General features: G+C 64.2%; 15 protein-coding genes. 11 read left to right on the top strand and 4 right to left on the bottom strand.

The features are described 5' to 3' along the window. Positions 1–112: 112 nt before the first annotated feature. Positions 113–1,528, bottom strand: a complete 1,416-nt coding sequence (gene puuE, locus IH615_RS14465) for an allantoinase PuuE (RefSeq protein WP_291362724.1) — start codon at positions 1,526–1,528, stop codon at positions 113–115. 152 nt (positions 1,529–1,680) lie between these two features. Here puuE and uraH point away from each other — a divergent pair, with 152 nt between their 5' ends. From uraH to IH615_RS14410, 11 genes are all read left to right on the top strand, one after another. Then, positions 1,681–2,037, top strand: coding sequence for a hydroxyisourate hydrolase (gene uraH / locus IH615_RS14460; protein ID WP_291362722.1), 357 nt, complete (start codon positions 1,681–1,683; stop codon positions 2,035–2,037). A 2-nt stretch (positions 2,038–2,039) separates the two neighbouring features. Then, entirely contained in the window at positions 2,040–3,506 is a 1,467-nt protein-coding gene (xdhA, locus tag IH615_RS14455) for a xanthine dehydrogenase small subunit (RefSeq protein WP_291362721.1), read from the top strand. Continuing rightward, positions 3,503–5,833 carry a xanthine dehydrogenase molybdopterin binding subunit gene (gene xdhB, locus IH615_RS14450; RefSeq protein WP_291362719.1) on the top strand — a complete coding sequence of 777 codons (2,331 nt, stop codon included), beginning with the start codon at positions 3,503–3,505 and terminating at the stop codon, positions 5,831–5,833. Before xdhA ends, xdhB begins: the two co-directional genes overlap by 4 nt. Positions 5,834–6,032: 199 nt before the next feature. Further along, on the top strand, positions 6,033–6,896 hold the full coding sequence (gene xdhC / locus IH615_RS14445; RefSeq protein WP_291362718.1) for a xanthine dehydrogenase accessory protein XdhC: 864 nt from the start codon (positions 6,033–6,035) through the stop codon (positions 6,894–6,896). Between the two features lies 1 nt (position 6,897). Then, positions 6,898–8,430, top strand: a complete 1,533-nt coding sequence (locus IH615_RS14440) for an ABC transporter ATP-binding protein (RefSeq protein WP_291362717.1) — start codon at positions 6,898–6,900, stop codon at positions 8,428–8,430. Beyond that, positions 8,414–9,496 (top strand): ABC transporter permease, encoded by a 1,083-nt coding sequence (locus tag IH615_RS14435; protein ID WP_291362715.1) that lies wholly within the window; start codon positions 8,414–8,416, stop codon positions 9,494–9,496. Before IH615_RS14440 ends, IH615_RS14435 begins: the two co-directional genes overlap by 17 nt. Further along, on the top strand, positions 9,493–10,419 hold the full coding sequence (locus tag IH615_RS14430) for an ABC transporter permease (protein WP_291362713.1): 927 nt from the start codon (positions 9,493–9,495) through the stop codon (positions 10,417–10,419). The genes IH615_RS14435 and IH615_RS14430 overlap by 4 nt, the downstream gene beginning before the upstream one ends. 52 nt (positions 10,420–10,471) lie before the next feature. Further along, positions 10,472–11,560 carry a BMP family ABC transporter substrate-binding protein gene (locus tag IH615_RS14425; protein ID WP_291362711.1) on the top strand — a complete coding sequence of 363 codons (1,089 nt, stop codon included), beginning with the start codon at positions 10,472–10,474 and terminating at the stop codon, positions 11,558–11,560. Positions 11,561–11,790: 230 nt separating this feature from the next. Then, positions 11,791–13,017, top strand: coding sequence for a urate hydroxylase PuuD (locus IH615_RS14420; protein WP_291362709.1), 1,227 nt, complete (start codon positions 11,791–11,793; stop codon positions 13,015–13,017). Next, positions 13,014–14,309 (top strand): guanine deaminase, encoded by a 1,296-nt coding sequence (gene guaD, locus IH615_RS14415; protein WP_291362706.1) that lies wholly within the window; start codon positions 13,014–13,016, stop codon positions 14,307–14,309. Before IH615_RS14420 ends, guaD begins: the two co-directional genes overlap by 4 nt. 182 nt (positions 14,310–14,491) lie before the next feature. Then, positions 14,492–16,651: a malate synthase G gene (locus tag IH615_RS14410; protein ID WP_291362704.1), complete on the top strand. Its 2,160-nt coding sequence runs from the start codon at positions 14,492–14,494 to the stop codon at positions 16,649–16,651. 32 nt (positions 16,652–16,683) lie between these two features. On the opposite strand, the gene IH615_RS14405 is transcribed toward IH615_RS14410, so the two are convergent. The 3 genes from IH615_RS14405 to IH615_RS14395 form a co-directional block, all read right to left on the bottom strand. Then, positions 16,684–18,348 (bottom strand): tannase/feruloyl esterase family alpha/beta hydrolase, encoded by a 1,665-nt coding sequence (locus IH615_RS14405; RefSeq protein WP_291362702.1) that lies wholly within the window; start codon positions 18,346–18,348, stop codon positions 16,684–16,686. Positions 18,349–18,454: 106 nt separating this feature from the next. After that, on the bottom strand, positions 18,455–18,814 hold the full coding sequence (locus tag IH615_RS14400) for a DUF6693 family protein (RefSeq protein WP_291362701.1): 360 nt from the start codon (positions 18,812–18,814) through the stop codon (positions 18,455–18,457). A gap of 32 nt (positions 18,815–18,846) precedes the next feature. Continuing rightward, on the bottom strand, positions 18,847–19,341 hold a 495-nt coding region (locus tag IH615_RS14395), incomplete at its 5' end, for a CocE/NonD family hydrolase (protein WP_291362700.1).

The following is a 19,341-nucleotide window of genomic DNA, read 5'->3' as shown; positions in this document are numbered from 1 at the left end:
CACCCTCGGGCTTGACCCCGAGGGTATTGGTACTTGCCGGACGTCCAGCAAGAGAAGAGCCCTCGGGTCAAGCCTGAGGGTGACGTGCGGTGGCTGGCTCAGACCTGGTGCTCTACGGCAAAACCGCCTGCAGCCGCAGCAGCGCAATCCGCTCTACCTGCGCGCAGGCCGTGGCGAATTCCACCTCGGCGCTGTTGTTGATGCGTTGCTCAAAGGCGGCGAGGATGGACGACTTGGTGTTGTCGCGTACGGCGATGATGAAGGGGAAGCCGAACTTTTCCACATAGGCCGTGTTGAGCGCGGTGAAGCGCTCGCGCTCGGCATCGGTCAGGGCATCGAGCCCGGCCGAGGCCTGCTCCGCGGTCGAGGCTTCGGTGAGGCGCTTGGCGGCGGCCAGTTTGCCGGCGAGATCGGGGTGGGCCCGCAGCACGGCCAGGCGCTCTTCTGCTGTCGCCATGCGGAACTGGCTGCGCAGGGCGAAATGGAGGCCGATGGCCGTGTCGTTGGCCGGCGCCAATTCGCCCGCCCAGGCGCGCTCGGCGATCCAGTGCGAATGCTCGAAGATCGAGCCATAGCGCGTGACGAATTCGTCCTTGTCGAGCCGGGACGGGACCACTTCGGGCGCCACATAGGGGTGCTCCTTGGCCCAGTGCTCGGCAATGGCCAGGCGGGTGGGCACCCAAACTTTGTCGAAGCCCAGGATATAGTCGATGAACTTCTTGAGCCCCTGATAGCGGCCGGGCTGACCAACGAGACGGCAATGCAGCCCGATCGACATCATCTTGGGCGAACCGGCCTCGCCCTCGGCATAGAGGCAGTCAAAGCTGTCCTTGAGAAACTGGAAATAGGCCTCCCCATTGCCGAAGCCCGAGGCGGTGACGAAGCGCATGTCGTTGGCGCTCAGCGTATAGGGAATGATGAGCTGCGGCCGGCCCTGGTGGACGCGCCAGTAGGGCAGGTCGTCGTCATAGGTATCCGAGACATAGGCGAAGCCGCCTTCTTCCGAGACCAGGTCGACGGTGTTGAGAGAGCAGCGCCCGGTATACCAGCCGCGCGGGCGCTCGCCGGTGGCAATGGTGTGAAGGCGGATGGCCTCGGCGATCTGCTGCCGCTCCACATCCGGGGCCATATCCTTGTGCTCGACCCACTTGTAGCCATGGCTGGCGATTTCCCAACCGGCCTCCTGCATGGCCGCAAGCTGGGCCGGAGCCCGCATCAGGGCGGTAGCGACGCCATAGATGGTGACGGGAAGCTGCGTCTCGGTGAACAGCTTGTGCAGTCGCCAAAAGCCGGCACGAGCGCCGTATTCGTACATGGATTCGATATTCCAGTGGCGCTGCCCCGGCCAGGGCGCGGCGCCGACCACATCGGCCAGGAAGGCCTCGGAACCGGCATCGCCATGCAGGATGTTGTTTTCCCCACCCTCTTCGTAGTTGAGTACGAACTGCACCGCCACATGGGCGCCGCCGGGCCAGTTGGCGTTGGGCGGGTTAGGGCCGTAGCCGTTGAGGTCGCGGGGATAGCGCATGGCTGTGCTCTCGTCTGGTGATGCGGCGACAGTATGAATCCTGTGCACCGGATCAAGATGCACAAAAATGGACCAGATGGTAAAAAATGGGCATTGCGCATCGGGCCTGATGCGATAGTCTCGTGCTTCGGGGACGATATACGGAGCAGCAGATGGCGGGTAGTGGACGCCTTACGACGCATGTCCTGGACACCATGCACGGCAAGCCGGCGCGTGGCATGCGGATCGAGTTGCTGTTCGTGCACGGCGACCACAACCATCACATCGCCGACAGCTATACCAATGCCGATGGTCGGGTGGATCAGCCACTGCTGGATGAAGACCAGTTCCAGCATGGCGAGTTCGAGATCCATTTCCATGTCGGGCAGTATTTCGAAAGGCTCGGAGTGGAGCTCGAAACGCCGTTTCTCGACGTGGTGCCGGTTCGCTTCACCATTTCCGAGGACAAGCATTATCACGTGCCCCTGCTGGTGAGCCCCTTCGCCTATTCGACCTATCGGGGGAGCTAGGGATGACCGAGGTTTCGGGCGCCATCCGCTTCATCCTCAACGACGAGGAAATCAGCCTTACCGATGTGAAGCCCGATACGACGCTGCTCGACTGGCTGCGGCTCGACCGGCGCCTGCGCGGCTCCAAGGAAGGCTGCGCCGAGGGCGATTGCGGCGCCTGCACGGTGCTGGTCGGCCGGCTGATGGGCGACGACATCGTCTATGACTCGGTGACGGCGTGCATCCGCTTTGTCGGCAGCCTGCACGGCACCCATGTGGTGACGGTGGAACATCTGCGCGGCAAGGACGGGGTACTGCATCCCGTGCAGCAGGCGATGGTGGACCACCATGGCAGCCAATGCGGCTTCTGCACGCCGGGCTTCGTGATGAGCCTTTATGGCCTGTGGATGCGCGATCCCGATCCGAGCCAGGGGGCGATAGAGAAGGCGCTGCAGGGCAATCTGTGCCGCTGCACCGGCTATGCGCCCATCATCCGCGCCGGCAAGGCGATTTCCAGCCATGGCCGTCCGGAGGCTGACCCGCTCTGGGCCGAGCGCATCGCGCTCAAGAGCCAGATCGCTGCAATCAATGACGGCAGGCGCGTCGAGATCGGCGAGGGCGCCGATCGCATCATCGTGCCCGGCAGTCTCGACGATTTCGCCGCGATCTACGAAGCCAATCCCGATGCCACCATTGTCAACGGCTCCACCGATGTGGGCCTGTGGGTCACCAAGTTCATGCGGCCGATCGGGCCGGTGATCTTCATCAACCACCTGCAGGAGCTCAAGCGCATCGCCGAGAATGACAGCGAGGTCCGGTTCTATGCGGGGGTAAGCTATTCCGAGGCCCTGCCTGTCGTGGCCGCCAATTTCCCCGATATGGGCGAGTTGTGGAACCGCATTGCCGGCGAGCAGATCCGCAATATGGGCACTATCGGGGGCAATATCGCCAACGGTTCGCCCATTGGCGATACGCCACCACCCTTCATCGCGCTGGGGGCCAAGTTGCATCTGCGCAGGGGCGAGCATCGTCGCGAGATCAAGCTCGAGGATTATTTCCTGGCCTATGGCAAGCAGGACCGGCAACCGGGGGAGTTCGTCGAAAGCGTCACCATCCCGCGGCTGCCCGAGGGCGAGAAGTTCGCCGTCTACAAGATTTCCAAGCGCCGTGAGGAGGACATTTCGGCGCTATGCGGCGCATTCCGCGTTTTCGTCAATGACGCGGGTCTCGTCGGTATGGCGCGGGTGGCATTTGGCGGCATGGCGGCGACGCCCAAGCGCGCCAAGGCGGTCGAGGCGGCTTTGGTCGGCAAGCCGTGGACGCAGGCGACGGTGGATGCGGCGATGGCCGTGTTTGGCGAGGACTACCAGCCGATTTCGGACATGCGGGCCAGCGCCGACTATCGCCTGCTCACGGCGCGGAACCTGCTGCAGCGGTTTTTCCTCGAAACCACCGGCCACGGCCAGCGGCTCCGGCGGGAGGTGGCATGAACAAGCACGAAGCGCCCATCGCGCTGGCCTCGCTCCACACTTCGACCCGGCATGACAGCGGGCCCAAGCATGTTGCCGGCACGGCCGAATATATCGACGACATGATCGAGCCTGCGGGCACGGTTCATGCTTATCTGGCGCTGTCGACGCGGGCGCATGCGGAGATTGTCTCCATCGATTATGCGGCCGTGAAGGCGGCACTGGGCGTGATCGGCATTCTGACTGCCGAGGACATTCCGGGCGAGAATGACGTTTCGCCCAGCCACAAGCATGACGAGCCGGTTTTCGCCACCGACAAGGTGCATTTCTGGGGGCAGCCGCTGTTTGCCGTGGTGGCGGAGACGCGGGACCAGGCGCGGCGCGCCGCCCATCTGGCCAAGGTGGAGTACCGGGAACTCCAACACCATACCGATGTCCGCGCGGCGCAGGCGGCGGGCGGCAAGCTGGTGACCGAGCCGCTCAAGCTGGAGCGTGGCGATATCGAGGCGGGCCTGGCTGCGGCCCCGCACCGGCTCAAGGGCAGTATCGCGATCGGCGGGCAGGACCACTTCTACCTTGAAGGGCACATCGCCATGGCGGTGCCGGGCGAGGACGAGGACGTGACTGTTTTCTCGTCGACGCAGCATCCGAGCGAGGTGCAGTTGATGGTGGCGCAGGTGCTGGCCATCCGGCACCATGCGGTGACGGTCAATGTGCGGCGCATGGGCGGTGGCTTTGGCGGCAAGGAAACGCAGGGCAACCTGTTTGCCGCCGTGGCGGCACTGGCGGCCAAGAAATGGAACCGCGCCTGCAAGATCCGCCCCGACCGCGACGACGACATGACGGCCACCGGCAAGCGGCACGATTTCGTGGTCGACTATGACGTGGGCTATGACGACAGCGGCAAGATCCACGCGGTCGATGCCGTCTATGGCGCCCGCGCCGGCTTCTCGTCCGACCTCAGCGGCCCGGTGACGGACCGGGCGCTGTTCCATGCCGACAATGCCTATTGGTATCCGGCGGTGCGGGTGCGCAGCGAGCCGCTCTATACCAATACCGTCTCCAACACGGCTTTCCGTGGCTTCGGCGGGCCGCAGGGCATGATGGCGGCCGAGCGCTGGATCGAGGATATCGCCTATGCCCTGGGCAAGGATCCGCTCGAGATTCGCAGGGCCAATTTCTACGGCCTCGACACCAATAATGTGACGCCCTACCACCAGACGGTGGAAGACAACATCATCCACCGCATCGTGGACGAACTGGAGGCCAGCGCGGACTACCAGGCGCGCCGTGCGGCGATCCTGAGCTACAACCAGGGCAGCCCGATCCTCAAGAAGGGCATCGCGCTGACGCCGGTCAAGTTCGGCATCTCCTTCACCGCCACCTGGTATAATCAGGCCGGCGCGCTGGTGCATGTCTACAAGGATGGCTCGATCCATCTCAGCCATGGCGGCACCGAGATGGGCCAGGGGCTCTATATCAAGGTGGCGCAGGTGCTGGCCGATGCCTTTGGCGTCGGGCTGGACGTGGTCAAGATCATGGCGACGACGACAGGCAAGGTGCCGAACACCTCGGCTACGGCCGCGTCGTCCGGCTCCGATCTCAACGGCATGGCGGCCTATGATGCCGCCCGTCAGATCAAGGAGCGGCTGACTGCGCATGCAGCCAAGTTGCATCAGGTCGCCGAGGCCGAAGTGCAATGGGTGCAGGGCGGCATCCAGGCCGGCGCCAGGTTCGTGCCTTTCGCCGAACTGGCGGCGTCGGCCTATCTCAACCGCGTGCAGCTCTCGGCGGCCGGCTTCTACCAGACGCCGAAAATCCACTGGGATCGCGCCACGGGCCGGGGGCATCCGTTCTACTATTTCGCCTATGGCGCCTCGGTCAGCGAGGTGACCATCGATACGCTGACCGGTGAATACACGGTCGATCGTGTCGATATCCTGCATGACGTGGGCAAGTCGCTCAATCCGGCCATCGATATCGGCCAGGTCGAAGGCGGCTTCATCCAGGGCATGGGTTGGCTGACCACTGAGGAACTGGTGTGGGACGACAAGGGCCAACTGCGCACCAAGGCACCGTCCACCTACAAGATCCCGCTCGCCAGCGACGTGCCGGCGGTCTTCAACGTCAGGTTGGCCGAATGGTCCGCTAATGCCGAGCCGACTATCGGTCGCTCCAAGGCCGTGGGCGAGCCGCCGCTGATGCTGGCGATGAGCGTGGTCGAGGCGCTGAGCATGGCGGTGGCTGCTGTGGCGGACTACGGAATTGCGCCGCGGCTGGATACGCCGGTGACGCCCGAGCGGGTGCTGATGGGCTGTGAACGACTGAAGCGGGAGGCGCGAGGGTGAGGATGCATGCCGACGCCCGGGCGAGCGCCACATCACCTCTCCCTTCGGGGGAGAGGTCGACCCTCTTGGGTCGGGTGAGGGGGCCTTTCCCACGCACGGTATCCAGGAAAGGCCCCCTCACCCGGCCTTCGGCCGACCTCTCCCCCAAAGGGAGAGGTGAAGCAGGCGCCGCGCCGCCGAGTGCCACTGGGAGCCTGTCATGACCTCCCGCACCACCCAACTCACCCACTTCCTCGCCACTAACCCCGACGCGATCGTCTGCACCCTCACATCAGTCCGCGGCTCATCGCCCCGCGAACAGGGCACGTTCATGCTGGTCGGACGCACCGACCTGTTCGGCACCATCGGCGGTGGGGCACTGGAATATATGGTCATCGAGCATGCCCGCCGGTTGATCGCCAATGGGCAGGCCGAGGAGGCCATGGACGTGCCGCTGGGCCCCGAAATCGGCCAGTGCTGCGGCGGCCGGGTTGAGGTGAGCCTGCGTTATGCCAATGCCAGCCTGCGCGATCAGCTGACGGCGCAGATCGTCGCCGAAGACGCCGCCCTGCCGCATGTCTTCGTCTTCGGCGCCGGCCATGTCGGTCGGGCGCTGGCGCAAATTCTGTCGCTGCTGCCCGTGCAGCTTGAGGTGATCGATACGCGGCGCGAAGAACTCGAGCTGCTTCCAGAAGGCATTGCGGCTCGCGTCGTCGCCATGCCGGAGGCCGTGGTGCGCTCCGCGCCCGAGGGCAGCAGCTATGTCATCCTGACCCATGACCATGCACTGGATTTCCTCCTCGCGCAGGAAGCGCTGGCCCGCAGCGACAGCCCCTATATCGGCATGGTCGGCAGCCAGACCAAACGCGCCAGGTTCTCGAGCTGGTTCAGGGCCGAAGGTGGCGACGCCAGGGCGCTGGAGCGCCTGGTCTCGCCCATCGGACAACAGGGCCTTGGGGATAAGCGCCCCGCGGTCATTGCGGCACTGGCGGCAGCGGAAATTATGGTCCACATTGGGCAACGGGAAGCTGAGATTGCGCGGGCACGCGCCCCCAAATCATTGGGGGTGGTGATTGGACGCTAGTATGCCGTATCGGCTCGAATTGACCGGCATCACCAAACGCTTTCCCGGCGTTCTGGCCAATGACAACGTCACCTTTGCCGTCAAGCCGGGCGAAATCCATGCGCTTTTGGGCGAGAATGGCGCCGGCAAATCCACCCTGGTCAAGATGATCTACGGCATCATGCAGCCCGATGCGGGAGAGATCCGCTGGGACGGTTCGCCCGTGACCGTCGCCAATCCCAAGGCCGCCCGCAAGCTGGGCATCGGCATGGTATTCCAGCACTTTTCGCTGTTTGAAGCCCTCACCGTGCTCGAGAACATTGCGCTGGGCATGGACAGCAAAATCCCGTCGCGCCAGCTCGAAGCGCGCATCCGCGCGGTGATGACGCAATATGGCCTGCTGCTCGACCCGCACCGGACGGTGGCGACCCTGTCGGTGGGTGAGCGCCAGCGCATCGAGATCGTGCGGGCGCTGCTGCTGGAGCCCAAGCTGCTCATCATGGACGAGCCCACCTCGGTGCTGACGCCGCAGGAAGTCGAGCAACTGTTCGAAGTGCTGCGCAAGCTGGCCGCAGAGGGTTGTTCCATTCTCTATATCTCGCACAAGCTGCACGAGATCAAAGCGCTGTGCGACACCGCCACCATTCTGCGCGGCGGCAAGCTGGTCGATACCTGCGACCCCAAACAGGAGACCAGCCGGTCGATGGCCGAGAAGATGATCGGCGCCGGTCTCAAGGACATTGTGCGTGGCGAGGGGCGGAGCCTCGGGCAGCCCAAGCTGGTGGTGTCGCGGCTGTCGACGGCCAAGACCGGTCATTTCGATGTGCCGGTCGACAATGTGAGCTTCACGGTCCGGGCGGGCGAAATCTTCGGCATTGCCGGGGTGGCCGGCAATGGTCAGAACGCGCTGCTCGATGCGCTCAGCGGCGAAGTCCGCAGCGGCGACAAGGACGCGATCACCCTCGACGGGTTTCCGCTGGGCCTGCTCGATACGACGGGCCGCCGCAAGCGCGGCCTCTGCGCCGTGCCCGAGGAGCGCAACGGCCATGCCGCGGTGGGCGACTTCACGCTTTCGGACAATTCGGTGCTGACCGCGCGCGACCGCCTTGGCATGGTCATGCTGGGGCTGATCAATTCGGGCGCCGCCAAGACCTATACCGGCCGGGTCATCGCCGATTTCGCCGTCAAGGCACTGGGACCGGCATCGACCGCCGGCTCGCTGTCGGGGGGGAACCTCCAGAAATACATTATGGGCCGGGAGATTCTGCAGAAGCCGAGCGTGCTGGTGGTGAGCCAGCCGACCTGGGGCGTCGATGCCGGTGCGGCAGCGGCGATCCATCAGGCGCTGGTGGACCTGGCGGCGGCCGGCTCGGCTATCGTGGTCATCAGCCAGGACCTCGATGAACTCAGGGCACTGTGCGATACGCTGGCGGTGATCAATATGGGGCATCTGTCGCCCGCGCGCCCAACCGGCGAGATGAGCGTCGAGGAAATTGGGCTGCTGATGGGTGGCGTGCATGGACAGGCGGAGGCGCGCGATGCAGTTCCGGCTTGAAAAGCGGCGCGAGCCCTCGCAGGCCATGGTCTATGCCACCCCGGTGGCGGCCGTGGTGCTGACCATGGTGGTCGGGGCGATCCTGTTCTCGCTGATCGGCTATGACGGGGTGGGCGCGGTGCGGGAAATCTTCCTCACGCCGCTGACCAATTCGTTCAAATGGCAGGATCTCGGGGTCAAGGCGGCGCCGCTGATCATCATCGGCACGGGCCTGTCCATCGCCTATCGCGCCAATGTCTGGAATATCGGCGCCGAGGGCCAGTATATCATGGGGGGGCTCGCCGCGACCTGGGTGGCGCTGGCGACCTATGGCATGACGGGCTGGTGGATCCTGCCGCTGATGCTGGTGGCCGGCGTGCTGGGCGGGGCGGCCTATGCGGCCATCCCGGCGCTGCTCAAGACGCGGCTCAACGTCAACGAAATCCTGACTTCGCTGATGCTGACCTATGCCTCCGTGCAACTGATCTACTACCTGGTCCGTGCCCCCTGGAAGGACCCCATGGGCATGGGCTTTCCGCAGACCCGCATCTTTTCGGAAGCGGCGCGGCTGCCCACCATCATCCCCACCACCATCGTGCATCTGGGCGTGCCCATCGCCATCGTCGTGGCCCTGGTGGCCTGGTTCGTCATGTCCCGCTCAGTCTTCGGCTACCAGATGAAGGTGGTCGGCGCGGCGCCGCATGCGGCGCGCTATGGCGGGTTTTCGGAGAACAAGACGATCTGGCTGGCGCTGCTGGTCAGTGGCGGGCTTGCCGGCATGGCGGGCATGCTCGAAGTGGCCGGACCATTCCAGCGCATGGTGCCGGGCTTTCCGACTAATTACGGCTTCACCGCCATCATCGTGGCCTTCCTGGGCCGGCTCAATCCGCTCGGGGTCATCTTTGCCGGCATCGTCATGGCCATCACCTTCGTGGGCGGCGAAGTGGCGCAGACCAGCATCGGGCTCTCCAATTCGGCGACCGGCGTGTTCCAGGCGATGATGCTGTTCTTCCTGCTGGCGGGGGATATCCTCATCCGCTACCGCATCAGGCGCGTGGCGCCGCAGGCGGCAGGGGTCGCCCCATGAGCACGGACCTGATCATCGCCGTCATCATCACCGTGGTCGGCGCATCGACACCGATCCTGATCGCGGCTCTGGGCGAGTTGGTGGTGGAACGCGCCGGCGTGCTCAACCTGGGCGTCGAGGGCATGATGCTGGTGGGGGCGATCACCGCCTTCGTCATCGTCTTCGTTACCGGCAACCACTACCTGGCGATCCTGATGGCAGCGGCGGCAGGCGTGGCCACATCGCTTATCTTCGGCTTTCTCACCCTCAGCCTCTCCGCCAACCAGACCGCAACCGGACTGGCGCTGACCATTTTCGGCACCGGCCTGTCGGCCCTGGCGGGGCAGGGCTATAGCGCCAAGCCGGTGACCCTGCTGGGTCCGCTGTTTCCGGGCCTCGCTGCCGATCCGTTCTGGCGCGTGCTGTTCGGCTATTCGGCCCTGGTTTATTTCGCGCTCTTCATGGTCGTGGCCATCTGGTATTTCCTCAAGAGAACGCGGGCCGGCCTGATCCTGCGCGCCGTGGGCGAGAATGACCTTTCCGCCCACTCCATCGGTTATTCGGTGATTGGCGTGCGCTACATGGCGGTGATGTTCGGTGGCGCCATGGCCGGCATTGCCGGGGCCTGCTTCCCGCTGCTGCTGACACCGCAATGGGCCGAGCGCATGACGGCGGGACGCGGCTGGATCGCCGTGGCGCTGGTGGTGTTCGCGTCGTGGCGGCCGTTCCGGCTGCTGGCGGGCGCCTATCTCTTCGGGCTGGTCATGACCATGGAGCTCTATGCCAAGGCCGGCGGCGGTCCGCTCAGCGCCATTCCTTCCGAGCTCTGGGCCGCTCTGCCCTACCTTGCCACCGTCGTCGTGCTGGTGCTGATCTCGATCCGCCGCGACGCCTCCACCAATGCACCGGCCTGTCTCGGCAAGCCGTTCCTGCCCAGCAATTGAGGGCTGCCCAGTGGCCCTCGATCAACCAAGAAAAGTCATTCAGGAGAGACAGATGACAATCACCCGCCGCAATATCCTCAAGGTCGGCGCCGCCGCCGCGGCCCTGCCGCTGCTCGGCACCAAGGCCTTTGCCCAGACCGAGCCGCTCAAGGTCGGCTTCATGCTGATCGGCACCGTCAACGACAATGGCTGGAACTTCGGCCACGCTACCGGCGCCAAGTACATGAAGGACCAGCTGGGCGATGCCGTCGCCGAGCCCACCGTCGTCGAGAACGTGCCCGAGGGCCCGGACTGCGAACGCGTGCTGCGCGAACTGGCCCAGTCCGGCCACAAGCTGATCTTCGCCGCCAGTTTCGGCTATGGCGACTATGTCATCAAGGTTGCCCAGCAGTTCCCGGACGTGAAGTTCGAGCATGCCACCGGCTACCAGCGCTCGGATAATGTCGCGACCTACAATGCCCGCTTCCATGAAGGCCGCGCTGTCTGCGGCACCATTGCGGGCCACCTCTCCAAGACCGGCAAGGCCGGCTATATCGGCTCGTTCCCGATCCCGGAAGTGGTGATGGGCATCAACGCCTTCACTCTGGCGGCCCGCAAGGTCAATCCTGACTTCACCATGACCCCGGTCTATATCTCGACCTGGAATGACCCGGCCAAGGAAGCCGATACTGCTCGCGCCATGATCGACCAGGGCATCGACGTGATCGCCCAGCATACGGACGGTCCGGCCGCCCTGCAGGTTGCCGAGGAACGCGGCATTGTCGGCGGCTTCGGCCAGGGTGCCGACATGAGCGCCTTCGCCCCCAATGCCCAGTTGACCTCGATCATCGACAATTGGGGCCCGCACTATGTCGAGGCAGCGCAGGCGGTTATCGACGGCAGCTGGACCTCGGGCGACCGTTGGCCGGGCCTCAAGGAAGGCGAAGTGCAGATCGGGCCCTATGGTCCCAAGGTCACTGACGAGGTCAAGGCGGCCGCCGAGGCCATCAAGCAGGGCCAGATCGATGGTACTTTCAACATCTTCACCGGCCCGATCAATGACCACACCGGCGCCGAGCGCGTCCCGGCCGGCGTGACGCTGACCGATGCCGAACTGCTCAGCATGGACTGGTATGTCGAAGGCGTGAACCCGCCGGCATAAGGCTGATCGGAATGACAGAGGGGCGGGCGTTGGCCCGCCCTTCTTTGCCACCAGGGCTGGGGTGGTGCCCTTCTCCCGTTGCGGGAGAAGGTGCCCGAAGGACGGATGAAGGGGAGGGCACAGCGGCTGAGGCACTGTGCTAAACCCCTCACCCGTCTCGGCCTATCGGCCGATCCACCCTCTCCCGCAAGGGGAGAGGGAGAGGCCCCGGCGGTTGAGGACGAGGACGAATGCCCGATTACGTAATTGCCTATGAATGGCTGATGTTTGCCGTGCGCTGGCTGCATGTCATCACGGCCATCGCCTGGATCGGCTCGTCCTTCTATTTCATCGCACTCGACCTGGGTCTGCGCAAGACGCCGAGCCTGCCGCCACTGGCGCATGGCGAGGAGTGGCAGGTGCATGGCGGCGGCTTCTACCACATCCAGAAATACCTGGTGGCGCCCGAATTCCTGCCCGAGCACCTGACCTGGTTCAAATGGGAAAGCTACTGGACCTGGTTCTCCGGGCTGATGCTGATGGCGCTGGTCTATTATGTCGGCGCCGACATCTATCTCATCGATCGCAACGTGCTCGACGTGCCGGCCTGGCAGGCGATTGGGCTGTCGCTGGGCTCGATCGTGCTGGGCTGGGTGCTCTATGATAGCCTCTGCAAGTCGCCCATCGGCAATTCCACGTCAGGCTTGATGCTGGTGCTGTTCGCGATCCTGGTGGCCATGAGTTGGGGCTATACGCAGCTCTTCACCGGCCGCGCCGCGATGCTCCATATGGGCGCCTTTACGGCGACCATCATGGCGGCCAATGTGGCCATGATCATCATCCCCAACCAGAAGATCGTGGTGGGTGATCTCAAGGCCGGGCGGGTGCCCGATGCCAAATATGGCAAGATCGCCAAGCAGCGGAGCCTCCACAACAACTACCTGACGCTTCCCGTCATCTTCTTCATGCTGTCGTCCCACTATCCGCTGGCCTTTGCCACGCAGTGGAACTGGATCATCGCGTCGCTGATCTTTCTCGTCGGCGTGGTGATCCGGCACTATTTCAACACCCGCCATGCGCGGAAGGGCAATCCGCACTGGACCTGGCTGGCCGCCGTTGTGTTGTTCATCATCATCGCGTGGCTGTCCACCGCGCCAAAGCTGCCGGGCTCGGCGGGAGAGGAGGTGGCGTCTCGGGCGGCCGAACCCTTTCTCGCAGCAAGCCATTTCAGCGCTGCCAGCCTGACCGTGCAGACGCGCTGCGCCATGTGCCACACGGCGGAACCGGCCTGGCCGGGTATCTATGAGGCGCCCAAGAACGTGATCCTCGACAATGACATCGCCGTCGCCAACCACGCCCGGGAGATTGCGATGCAGGCCGGCTATGCCCATGCCATGCCGCCGGGCAATGTGAGCGAAATGACTGATGAGGAGCGGACGCTGATCGTTGAATGGTTCCGCGAGGGCTCGGGGCTATGAGGCGGACCATCCTGCGCGGCCGGGTGCTGACCTTCATCAGCGAGCCGCTGGGGCTCGATGACAACGCGAGCTATCGCTATCTCGAGGATGGCGCCATCACCATCGCGGATGGCAAGATCGTCGCCGTGGGCGACTATGCGCCCGATGGCGAGGCCGAGGTGATCGACCATCGACCGCATCTGATCCTGCCCGGCTTCATCGATACGCACCTGCATTATGTGCAGAGCCAGATCATTGCCTCCTATGCCGGCTCGCTGCTGGAATGGCTCAATACCTACACCTTTTTGGAGGAACAGAAGTTCAGCCAGCAGGGCCATGCCGGCACCATTGCCGCGGCGTTTTATGACGAGCTGATCCGCAACGGCACGACCACGGCAGTCGCCTATTGCTCGAGCCATCCGAGTTCGGTCGACGCCTATTTCGGCGAAGCCGAAAGGCGCAACATGCTCATGATCGGCGGCAAGGTGATGATGGATCGTAACGCCCCCGAGGCGCTCTGCGACACTGCCAAGTCCGGCTATGACGACAGCAAGACACTGATCGAGCGCTGGCATGGAAGGGGAAGGGGGCTCTATGCCATCTCGCCCCGTTTTGCCATCACCTCGACACCAGCGCAGCTTGAGGCCGCGCGGGCGCTGGTGGCCGAGCATCCCGATTGTTATGTGCAGACCCATCTCAGCGAAAATGACGTCGAGATCACCAATTCGATGGCGCTCTATCCGAGCTCGCCCGACTACACCGGGATTTACGAGGACTATGGCCTGCTGGGTCCCAAGACCCTCCTCGGCCATTGCATCCATCTCAACCATCGCGAGACCAGGGTATTGGCGGAGACCGGCTCGGTGGCGGTGTTCTGCCCCACATCCAATCTCTTCCTAGGCTCGGGCCTGTTTGACCGCGAGCGGCTGAGCAAGGCGGGCGTGCGCATCGGGGTCGCCACCGATATCGGCGGCGGCACCAGCTATGGCATGCTGGAGACCATGGCCGAGGGCTACAAGGTGCTGCAGCTGCGCGGCCAGCGGCTGACCCCGCTCAACTCGTTCTACATGATGACGCTGGGCAATGCCCGGGCCCTGTCGCTCGAAGGCACCATCGGCGCCATCGCGCCCGGCAATGCGGCGGACCTGGTCGTGCTCAATGCGGCAGCCACGCCCGCCATGGCGCTGCGGAAGGCCACGGTGACCTCGCTGGCCGAGGAATTGTTCCTGCTGCAGACGCTGGGCGACGACCGCGCCATAGCCGAGGTCTATGTGGCTGGCGCAAGGGCGAAGTCGACTTTAGGCGGGTTGTGAGGCCAGGCACGGTGCCCTAGGTTGCCCTCGGGCTTTCTCACCTCTCCCTTGGGGGAGAGTTCGGCGCGCAGCGCCGGGTGAGGGGGCCTTTCTTGGTCGAGTGCGTGGAAAGGCCCCCTCACCCGACCGAAGACGATCGACCACTCCCCCAAGGGAGAGGTGAAGAAAAGAAGGCTCAGACAATGACCACCTACCTCCCGAAATCGAACCTCTCCGTCCATCCGCTGCTGGTCGATTTCGTCGAGAAGGAAGCGCTGCCGGGTCTTTCGGTAACGGCCGAGCAATTTTGGGGCGGGTTTGCGGCTCTTGTTGCCGAGCATATGTCCACCAATGCGCGGCTGTTGGCGCGGCGTGATGAGTTGCAGGCTGATATCGACGATTGGCATCGCAAGTATGGGCCGGTGGCCAACAATGCGCAGGGCTATGAGTTCTTCCTTCGGGACATCGGCTATCTCGTCCCGGAGCCTGCGGATTTCATCATTGAAACCAGTGGCTTAGACCCGGAAATCACCACGCTGTGCGGGCCGCAGCTGGTGGTGCCGGTGTCCAATGCTCGCTATGCGCTCAATGCCGCCAATGCCCGCTGGGGCAGTCTTTATGATGCGCTCTATGGCACCGACGTTATTGCCCGCGATGGCGAGCTGGCGCCGGGCAGGGGCTATAATCCGTCGCGCGGCGCGGCAGTGGTGGAGCATGCCGCGAGATTTCTTGATGATTTCCTGCCGCTTGCCTCGGGCAGCCATCGCGATGTGACTGGCTATCACGTGGTCAAGGATGGCGACGTCAGGCACCTCGAAGTGGACATGCCCGCCGGACGGACCGGCCTGCGCGATCCCGGCGCCTTTGTCGGCTATGGCGGCACCGAGGCCAGTGGCGAGATCGTGCTGCGCCACCATGGGCTGCATCTGATCCTGGTCATCGAGCCGGGCAGTGTCATCGGCGGCACCCATAAGGCGGGGCTCAGCGATGTCATCGTCGAGGCGGCGCTGACCACGATCCAGGACTGCGAGGATTCGGTCGCGGCGGTCGATGCCGAGGACAAGGTCGGGGTCTATCGCAACTGGCTGGGCCTGATGAACGGCACGCTGGAGGATACGTTCGAGAAGGGCGGCAGGACGGTTACCCGCAAGCTCAATGCCGACCGGGTCTACAAGGATGTCAACGGCGCGCCGCTGGTGCTCAAGGGCCGCTCGCTGCTGCTGGTGCGCAATGTCGGCCATCTGATGACCACGGACGCGGTGCTGTTCGAGGGTAAGCCCATCGGCGAGGGGCTGATGGATGCGGCCGTCACCGTGCTTTGCGCCATGCAGGACAAGGTCAACAGCACGACCGGCGCCATCTATATCGTCAAGCCAAAGATGCACGGGCCCGAGGAAGTGGCCTTTGCCTGCGCCATCTTCGCCTCGGTCGAGACGATGCTGGGCCTAAAGCCCAACACCATCAAGATCGGCATCATGGATGAGGAGCGCCGCACCTCGGCCAACCTCAAGGCGGCGATCTACGAGGCCCGGAGCCGGGTGTTCTTCATCAATACCGGGTTCCTCGATCGCACGGGCGATGAAATCCATACGGCGATGGAGGCGGGCGCCGTCTTGCGCAAGGACGAGATCAAGTCCGAGCGCTGGCTCAGCTCCTATGAAGACCGCAACGTGCTGATCGGGCTGGCCTGTGGCCTTTCCGGCCGGGCGCAGATCGGCAAGGGCATGTGGGCGCGGCCCGACGACATGGCGGCGATGATGGCCAGCAAGGCCGGCCATCCCAATGCCGGCGCCAATACCGCCTGGGTGCCGAGCCCGACCGCAGCGACGCTGCATGCGCTGCACTACCATCAGGTTGATGTGTTCGAGGCGCAGAAGCGCCGCCACAACCAGGCCGTGCCTGCGCTCAGCGAGCTTTTTTCCATGCCGGTGCAGGCGCCGTTCTCCCTGAGCCGCGAGGAGATCAACCGCGAGCTCGAAAACAACGCCCAGGGCATCCTGGGCTATGTGGTGCGCTGGGTGCAGCAGGGCGTGGGCTGTTCCAAGGTGCCAGACATCAACGATGTCGGCCTGATGGAGGATCGTGCCACCTGCCGGATTTCCAGCCAGGCGGTGGCCAACTGGCTGCGCCACGGACTGGTCAGCCGCGATGAGGTCACATCGACCTTTGAACGTATGGCCAGCGTGGTCGATGCTCAGAATGCGGGCGATCCGCTCTATCGACCGATGGCGGAGAATTTCCAGTCCATCGCGTTCCAGGCGGCGCTGGACCTCGCCCTGCATGGGGCAGATCAGCCCAGCGGCTATACCGAACCACTGCTGCATGCGGCACGGCGGAAGGTGAAGGCGCGGGACGGGAACTAGGGTGGAGCCCGCCTTTCGGCGGGCTCGGTTCGTCACTGGCAGGTGAAGCTCTCGTGGCTGGCCTCGTCGCCGCCCGTGTAGCGGGGGATCATCGGGTAGGGGCAGAGCTTGCGCGTCACGCCGATCAGCTCGGGCACATACTGGTTGTCCGGCGTGGCGGTCGCGACCAGATGGCTCGGCGCGACGCCATTCTCAACCCAGTCGACAAGGGCGTCGAACGCATCGAATTTGTCGGTTGCCGCGCCGCCTGGGCCATGACCCATGCCTGGCACGGTGTAGAGGACAGCGAAGTCTTCTGCCGCGCCGCCATTGTTGGCATCGAGTTTCTCATACCAGTTGATGGTGTCCATCACCGAGAAGACCGGGTCGCTGTTGCCGTGGAACACGATCAGCTTGCCGCCAGCGTCGCGGAAGGCCGACAGTTCAGGGTTGTCCACGTCGGTTGGAGTCATGAATTCGAGCGGCGACTCTGTAAAGACGTCGTCGCTGGCGCCAATCGTGGCGTCGGTGTCGAAATCATAGTCGAGCAGGAACTGCTCGAGCGAAGCCGGGTCGCCGGCCACATCCACCGGCGGGCTGGAAAAGACCATGGCCAGCGACGATGCGCCCATCGTGGCGATCAGGGGCATGTTGTTCCACGGTGGAATGGGGCTTTCGAGCTTCCAGAAGCGCCAGTCGCCGGTGGCGATGCCGCGGTCCCAGGCCCAGTTGCTGTAGAGCGCTTCGCCGGCCGAGTTGGTCGGGCCGGCATGGATGCGGCGCAAGGCCTCGACCTGCGCAGCACTGAGGCAGGCATTGGCGCCGTCAGCCGAACAGGTCAGGGTCCCGATATCGAATGTCGTCTGGCAAGCCGGGCTGTCGGCAATGATGCCGTCCTCCAGGCCATCGAGACCGTCGCAGGCCGCGACCACCGCTTCGCCCACCAGCGCGAGGTCTTCGGGCTTGAAGGCGGTGCGGATGTCACCTGTGACAGGCTTGAAGCTCTGGACGTCCCAGGCGTGCTGCACGGCGGCGCGAGGCAGGTTGAAGCCGGGATAGCCGGCCAGGATGCCATTGAAGGCATCGGGAGAGCGCGTAGCCTGGACCATGGCGTGGCGACCGCCATTGGATCCGCCGACGCCGTAGCTGAAGGCGATAGCCTCGCCATAATAGTCCTCGACAAGCTTGGTCGCGACCGGGTTCAACTTCATCACCGCGCCGTAGCCATAATCGGCGCGAGCCTCTGGATCAAAACCAAACCTGGCGCCGCCCGCAAGGCCGGCCTCAGGGTGAGCCGCGCCATCGTGGCCGGCATCGCTGGAGACAACCGCATAGTTTCGGGCAAGGGCCGAGTCTGCCGGGTCGGCATTCATCAGGTTGCCGAGCGCCGGCACGACGGCCCCGTCATTGCCACCGTTGAACTGGTGCACGAAACGGCCATTCCAGTCGTCGGGCAGGCGCAGTTCGAAACTCACCTTGTAGGTATTGCCATCCGCACCGGTGCGCTCGCCGACATGGCCCTGCACCAGGCAGTGGGCAACTGGCGCATTCTCACCCACCGGGGTGGGCGTCGCCGCCGTCACCACCAGGTCAGGTACGCCGAAATCGTGCCCGACAATGTCGGCGCAATCGAGCGCCTGAGCGTGTGCCGTTGCTGCCATGCCCATCGCGGTGAGCAAGGTTGCGAACGCCACGGAATTCCTCCAGACCGTGTTCATTCAATCCTCCCTTTCTTGCACGTGAGTGCAGGGAGTATTGTTATGTAGAATAACTAATTTGGCAATGACCCGATCACACTGGCGCGCCGTCTCCTGTGCGGGGGCGTCAGTAGTAGATGATCCTGGTGTCGTTCAGCAGGACGCGCAGGACCCGGTAGGCGTAGAAGAACGCGGCGATGCCCAGCGTTACGATGATCAGCAGCACCCAGATGATGACGTGGCCGATGGACGAGGCCAGGTTGAACTGGCAGTCAAGCTTGCCGATGGCGCGGCCGCCGGCATCGATAACCTCGGTGCGGTTCAGCACAACTTTGTTGAAGTAATAAGGAAAGACGATCAGGGCCAGGCCCAGCGTCACGATGGTCAGCAGGATCCAGATCAAGACCTGCCCGATCGTCTCCATCACCCCGAAGTCGCATTTGAAACGAATTGGCCGGCCGGAACCGGCCGCGTCCGCGAATGTCATGTCTGCCCCCATTTGCCTCGCTGGCGGGCGGACTATACGGCGGTGACAGGCAGGCCGATAGACGCGTCGATGATGTCGACGTCATTGGCCACCATCGTCGTGGCCGTGCCCACGGGTTCGTCGGTGCCCAGATTGCGTGCGTATCTGGGATGGGCGCCGGATGAGACCTGCAGCCGCAAGCGATGGCCGGCGCGGAAGCTGTGTGCTGCGGCGTGCAGGGTGAAGCCGAGGCGCCAGCTGCCGTCTGCTTGAACAGGGGTTTGGGGTGTGACCCGGATCAGGCCGTCGCAGATGTTGATGGAGATGCCGTCCAGACCCACGTCGCAGAGCCGCAGGAAGAAATCGGCATGCGGTATGCTGGCACGGGCGTGTAACGTCACCTGCGTCTGGCCGATGATAGTGAGGTCTTCGGTCAGCGGCTCGGACGTGTAGCTAAGCACGTCGGTCCGGCTTTCGCGCGGCGCGTTGTCGACAGGGCCGGCGCCGGTAAAGGCGAACATGTTGCCGCCGATATTGGGGGTGGGGTC

The organism is Devosia sp., from assembly GCF_014860165.1.
Lineage (GTDB): Bacteria > Pseudomonadota > Alphaproteobacteria > Rhizobiales > Devosiaceae > Devosia.
This window is presented reverse-complemented; position numbering and strand designations above follow the sequence as displayed.

Excerpts from the sequence above, each read along its gene's own strand:
- puuE (WP_291362724.1), bottom strand. The coding sequence starts at position 1,528 with ATGCGCTATCCCCGCGACCTCAACGGCTACGGCCCTAACCCGCCCAAC.
- uraH (WP_291362722.1), top strand. The coding sequence starts at position 1,681 with ATGGCGGGTAGTGGACGCCTTACGACGCATGTCCTGGACACCATGCAC.
- xdhA (WP_291362721.1), top strand. The coding sequence starts at position 2,040 with ATGACCGAGGTTTCGGGCGCCATCCGCTTCATCCTCAACGACGAGGAA.
- xdhB (WP_291362719.1), top strand. The coding sequence starts at position 3,503 with ATGAACAAGCACGAAGCGCCCATCGCGCTGGCCTCGCTCCACACTTCG.
- xdhC (WP_291362718.1), top strand. The coding sequence starts at position 6,033 with ATGACCTCCCGCACCACCCAACTCACCCACTTCCTCGCCACTAACCCC.
- IH615_RS14440 (WP_291362717.1), top strand. The coding sequence starts at position 6,898 with ATGCCGTATCGGCTCGAATTGACCGGCATCACCAAACGCTTTCCCGGC.
- IH615_RS14435 (WP_291362715.1), top strand. The coding sequence starts at position 8,414 with ATGCAGTTCCGGCTTGAAAAGCGGCGCGAGCCCTCGCAGGCCATGGTC.
- IH615_RS14430 (WP_291362713.1), top strand. The coding sequence starts at position 9,493 with ATGAGCACGGACCTGATCATCGCCGTCATCATCACCGTGGTCGGCGCA.
- IH615_RS14425 (WP_291362711.1), top strand. The coding sequence starts at position 10,472 with ATGACAATCACCCGCCGCAATATCCTCAAGGTCGGCGCCGCCGCCGCG.
- IH615_RS14420 (WP_291362709.1), top strand. The coding sequence starts at position 11,791 with ATGCCCGATTACGTAATTGCCTATGAATGGCTGATGTTTGCCGTGCGC.
- guaD (WP_291362706.1), top strand. The coding sequence starts at position 13,014 with ATGAGGCGGACCATCCTGCGCGGCCGGGTGCTGACCTTCATCAGCGAG.
- IH615_RS14410 (WP_291362704.1), top strand. The coding sequence starts at position 14,492 with ATGACCACCTACCTCCCGAAATCGAACCTCTCCGTCCATCCGCTGCTG.
- IH615_RS14405 (WP_291362702.1), bottom strand. The coding sequence starts at position 18,348 with ATGAACACGGTCTGGAGGAATTCCGTGGCGTTCGCAACCTTGCTCACC.
- IH615_RS14400 (WP_291362701.1), bottom strand. The coding sequence starts at position 18,814 with ATGACATTCGCGGACGCGGCCGGTTCCGGCCGGCCAATTCGTTTCAAA.